This is a genomic window from Streptomyces sp. NRRL WC-3549, from assembly GCF_000721935.1.
In the GTDB taxonomy this organism is placed as follows: Bacteria; Actinomycetota; Actinomycetes; order Streptomycetales; family Streptomycetaceae; genus Streptomyces.
This window is the reverse complement of the sequence record NZ_KL585458.1, coordinates 453-5044: the sequence shown is the minus strand read 5'-3', so window position 1 is coordinate 5044 and position 4592 is coordinate 453. Positions and strand designations below refer to the sequence as shown.

The 4592-nt window shown below is 72.0% G+C and carries 1 protein-coding gene; it reads left to right on the top strand.

From position 1 onward, the window contains the following. Positions 1-95 precede the first annotated feature (95 nt). Positions 96-4592 (top strand): SDR family NAD(P)-dependent oxidoreductase (locus IH13_RS39995; protein WP_420713447.1); only part of this gene is annotated, 4497 nt, incomplete at its 3' end.

Genomic DNA, 4592 nt, shown 5'->3' with positions numbered 1-4592 from the left:
GCGAGCACTACTGGCCCGCCGCCGCGGCACGGTGGATGGGTGACGTCTCCGCGTTCGGACTGCGCCCTGTCGGACACCCGATGCTCGGTGCTGCGATGACGCGGGCCGACGCGGACGGGCTGATCATGACCGGCCGCCTGTCGCTGCAGACACATCCGTGGCTCGGTGACCACGCCGTGCTGGGCGCGGTCCTGCTCCCGGGCACGGCCTACGTGGAACTCGTCCTGCAAGCCGGCGAACACGTCGGTTGCGGTCTCCTCGAGGAGCTGACGCTCCAGACCCCGCTGGTGCTGCCTGAACACGGCGGAGTCGCCGTACAGCTGACCGTGGGCGCGGAGGACGCGGAAGGCAAGCGTTCCGTCGCCCTGTACTCCCGGCCCGCCGAAGGTGAGGACGGCGCCGTGCCTTGGCAGCAGCACGCGGCCGGTGTGCTGGCCCCTGCGGGCGCAGAGGTCAGCGATCAGGAGCTGGCCGACTGGCCGCCCCGCGACGCTGTCGCGGTGTCCGTCGACGGGCACTACGAGGCCCTGGCCGAGCACGGCTACGGCTACGGCCCCGTGTTCCAAGGGCTGCGGGCCGCCTGGCGTCGTGGCGAGGAGATCTTCGCCGAGGTCTCGCTGCCCGACGGTGCCGAGGCCGAGCGCTTCGGTCTGCACCCCGCCCTGCTCGACTCCGCCCTGCACGCGATGGGGCTGAACGGCAGTGGCGAGTCCCGGGGCGATGCGCCGGCAGTCGGTCTGCCGTTCGCCTGGTCGGGCGTCTCCGTGTACGCGGTCGGCGCTTCCGTGCTGCGGGTGCGGATCACCCCCACGGCGTCGGGCGTCCGCCTGCTGGCCGCCGACGGTTCCGGTTCGCCGGTCGCGCACGTCGAGTCGCTGGTTCTGCGTCCGGTGACCGCAGAGCAACTCACGGCACCCGGAGCTGATCAGGACGCGTTGTTCCACCTCGAATGGACGCCCCTCTCCGTGCCGCCGCTGCCGTCGGACGGTCCCGCCCGACGGTGGGCCGTGATCGGGGAGGGCTGGCCGGTTGCCCTGGGAGCCGAGCCTTACGCGGAGCTGGCAGCCGTGGATCCTGCCGTCGGCCTCGTCCTCGTCACACACGGCGGCGATGCCGGTGACGACCTGGCGTCCGACGTGCGCCGGAGTGTGCACGAGCTGCTCGCGCTGGTCCAGGAATGGCTGGCTGATGCCCGCTTCGCCGACGCCTTGCTGGTGGTCGCGACCTGCGGGGCGGTCGTGCCCCGCGGGGAGGACGAACTGTCCGACCTGGCCGGAGCGGCGGCCTGGGGCCTGATCCGCTCGGCACAGTCCGAGAACCCTGGCCGGCTGGTCCTCGTGGATCTCGACGACTCCCACGCCACGCTCCTCCCCGCACTGGCCACGGGCGAGCCGCAGCTCGCCATCCGTGCCGGTGACGTGTTCGTACCCAGGTTGGGCCGCCCTTCGGCCGGGGAGTTCCTCGTACCGCCGTCCGGGGACGCACCGTGGCGGCTGGACATCACGGAGAAGGGCACTCTCGAGAACCTCTCGCTCGCCGGCTGCCCCGACGTGGCCGAGCCCCTCGCCCCAGGGGCGGTACGGGTCGGCATGCGTGCCGCAGGTCTGAACTTCCGCGACGTCCTCATCGCGCTGGGCGTCTACCCCGGTGACGCGACCATGGGTATCGAGGGCGCCGGAATCGTACTGGAGACCGGGCCCGGGGTCACCGGGCTGGAGCCCGGCGATCACGTGATGGGCCTGTTCTCCGGGGCGTTCGGGCCGGTTGCGGTCACCGACCGTCGCACGTTGGCCCGTATCCCGGACGGCTGGTCCTTCACCGAGGCGGCATCGGCCCCGGTGGTCTTCATGACCGCTTATTACGCGCTCGTCGACCTGGGACGACTGCAACCCGGCGAGTCGGTCCTGGTGCACGCCGCCGCAGGCGGTGTCGGCATGGCAGCCGTGCAACTCGCGCAGCACCTGGGTGCCGAGGTCTTCGGAACCGCGAGCAGCGGCAAGTGGGACGTGGTGCGCTCGCTCGGGCTGGACGACGCGCACATCGCCTCCTCGCGCACACTCGACTTCGAAGGACAGTTCCTCGACGTCACCGAAGGACGTGGCGTCGATGTCGTCCTGGACTCCCTCGCCCGGGAGTTCGTGGACGCGTCACTGCGACTGCTGCCGCGTGGCGGCCGGTTCATGGAGATGGGCAAGACCGACATCCGAGACGCGGAGGTGATCGCCGAGAACTTCCCCGGCGTCGCCTACCAGGCCTTCGACCTCATCGAGGCCGGCCCCGAGCGGATCGGTCAGCTGATGGCCGAGGTGCTCGCGCTCTTCGACAGTGGCGCGCTCAAGCCGCTGCCGATCCGTACCTGGGACGTGCGGCAGGCGCCGGAGGCGTTCCGCTTTCTCGCCAAGGCACGCCACGTCGGCAAGGTCGTCCTGACCGTGCCCGAACCGGTGGAGCGGCACGGAACGGTCCTGGTGACCGGAGCCACCGGCGCCCTCGGGGGACTGGTCGCACGCCACCTCGTGGCCGAACACGGGGTGCGCAGCCTCGTCCTGACGGGCCGTCGCGGGGCATCGGCCGTCGGCGCGGCCGCGCTCGCCGCCGAACTGACCGAGGCCGGAGCCGACGTCGTGCTGGCCGCCTGTGACGTCACCGACCGCGGCCAACTGGCAGCCGTCCTGGCAGCTGTGCCCGAGGACCGGCCGCTGACCGGGGTCGTGCACGCCGCGGGAGTCCTCGACGACGGTGTGGTGTCGTCCATGACGGGCGAGCGCCTCGACACCGTGTTGAGTCCCAAGGTCGAAGGCGCGGTCCACCTGCATGAGCTCACCGCGGGGCTCGACCTCTCGATGTTCGTCACGTTCTCCTCGGTGGCAGGCGTCTTCGGCGGACCCGGCCAGGCGAACTACGCGGCGGCCAACGCCTTCCTCGACGGTCTCGCCCAGCAGCGCCGTGGCGCGGGGCTGGCGGCGACCTCACTGGCGTGGGGCCCCTGGGCCACCACCGACGGGATGCTCGGACAGCTCGACGGCTCCGACGTGGACCGTATGGTGCGTTCCGGCGTCCTCCCGCTCTCGGACGAACAGGGACTCGCCCTCTTCGACGCCGCGCTGGCCTCTCCACGGGCAGCGCTGGTGCCGGTCGGCCTTGACCTCACGGCCCTCCAGACGCAGGCCGCCGCAGGTGCGCTGCCCGGAGTGTTCCGCGGACTGGTCCGTACATCCGGCCGGCGCCGGGCTCCGGCCGCCGTTGCGACGGGTGCGTCCACCCTGGGGCAGCGCCTCGCCGGGCTCGCCCCGCAGGAGCGCGACCGGGAGCTTCTGGACCTCGTACGGGCCCAGGCGGCCTCCGTACTCGGCCATGCGGGTGCGGAGACGGTCGACGGTGACAAGCAGTTCAAGGAGCTGGGCGTCGACTCCCTCACAGCGGTGGAGCTGCGCAACCGGCTGAATGCCGCGACGGGCCTCCGGCTGCCCGCGACCCTGGTCTTCGACTACCCCACGCCCGCCGCACTCGCCGGATTCCTGCTGACCGAGATCCTGGGCGTCGTCGTACCGGAGAACGCGAGCGCGATTCTCACGGCCGCCGGTGACGACCCGATCGCGATCGTCGGGATGAGCTGCCGGTTCCCCGGCGAGGTGAACTCGCCCGACGACCTGTGGCGGCTGCTCCTCGACGACGGAGACGCGATCACCGGGTTCCCCGACGACCGCGGCTGGCACGCCGACCGGCTGACCACCCCGGAACCGGAGGCGGGCGCCGAACAGCTCGTCACCGTGCGCGACGGTGGATTCCTGGCCGGCGCGAGCGCCTTCGACCCCGGCTTCTTCGGGATCTCGCCCCGTGAGGCCCTCGGAATGGACCCCCAGCAGCGCCTGCTGCTGGAGACCGCCTGGGAGACGTTCGAATCCGCGGGCATCGACCCCGCCGAAATGCGCGGGAGCGCGACCGGAGTGTTCGCCGGTGCGTCGTCGTCCGCCTACGGCGCCGGGGCGCAACTGCCCGAAGGCTTCGAAGGGAACGCCCTGACCGGCAGCGCGACCAGCGTCGTGTCCGGTCGGGTGTCGTACACCTTCGGCCTCGAGGGCCCCGCCGTCACGGTGGACACGGCGTGCTCGTCCTCGCTGGTGGCCCTTCACCTCGCGGTGCAGGCGTTGCGTCAGGGCGAGTGCACCATGGCACTGGCCGGCGGGGTCACGATCATGGCCGACCCCGGCATCTTCATCGAGTTCAGCCGTCAGCGCGGGCTGGCACCGGACGGCCGTTGCAAGCCGTTCGCCGAGGCGGCGGACGGCACGGGGTGGTCCGAGGGCGCCGGCATGGTGCTGGTGGAACGGCTCTCGGACGCGCAGCGCAACGGGCACCGTGTGCTCGCCGTCGTACGCGGTTCAGCCGTGAACCAGGACGGTGCGTCGAACGGCCTGACAGCCCCGAACGGGCCCTCGCAGCAACGGGTCATCCGCCAGGCGCTGGCGAACGCGGGAGTCCAAGCCGGGGACATCGATGCCGTCGACGCGCACGGTACGGGCACGCGGCTGGGCGACCCGATCGAGGCGCAGGCACTGCTGGCGACGTACGGGCAGGAGCGAACGGAGGGG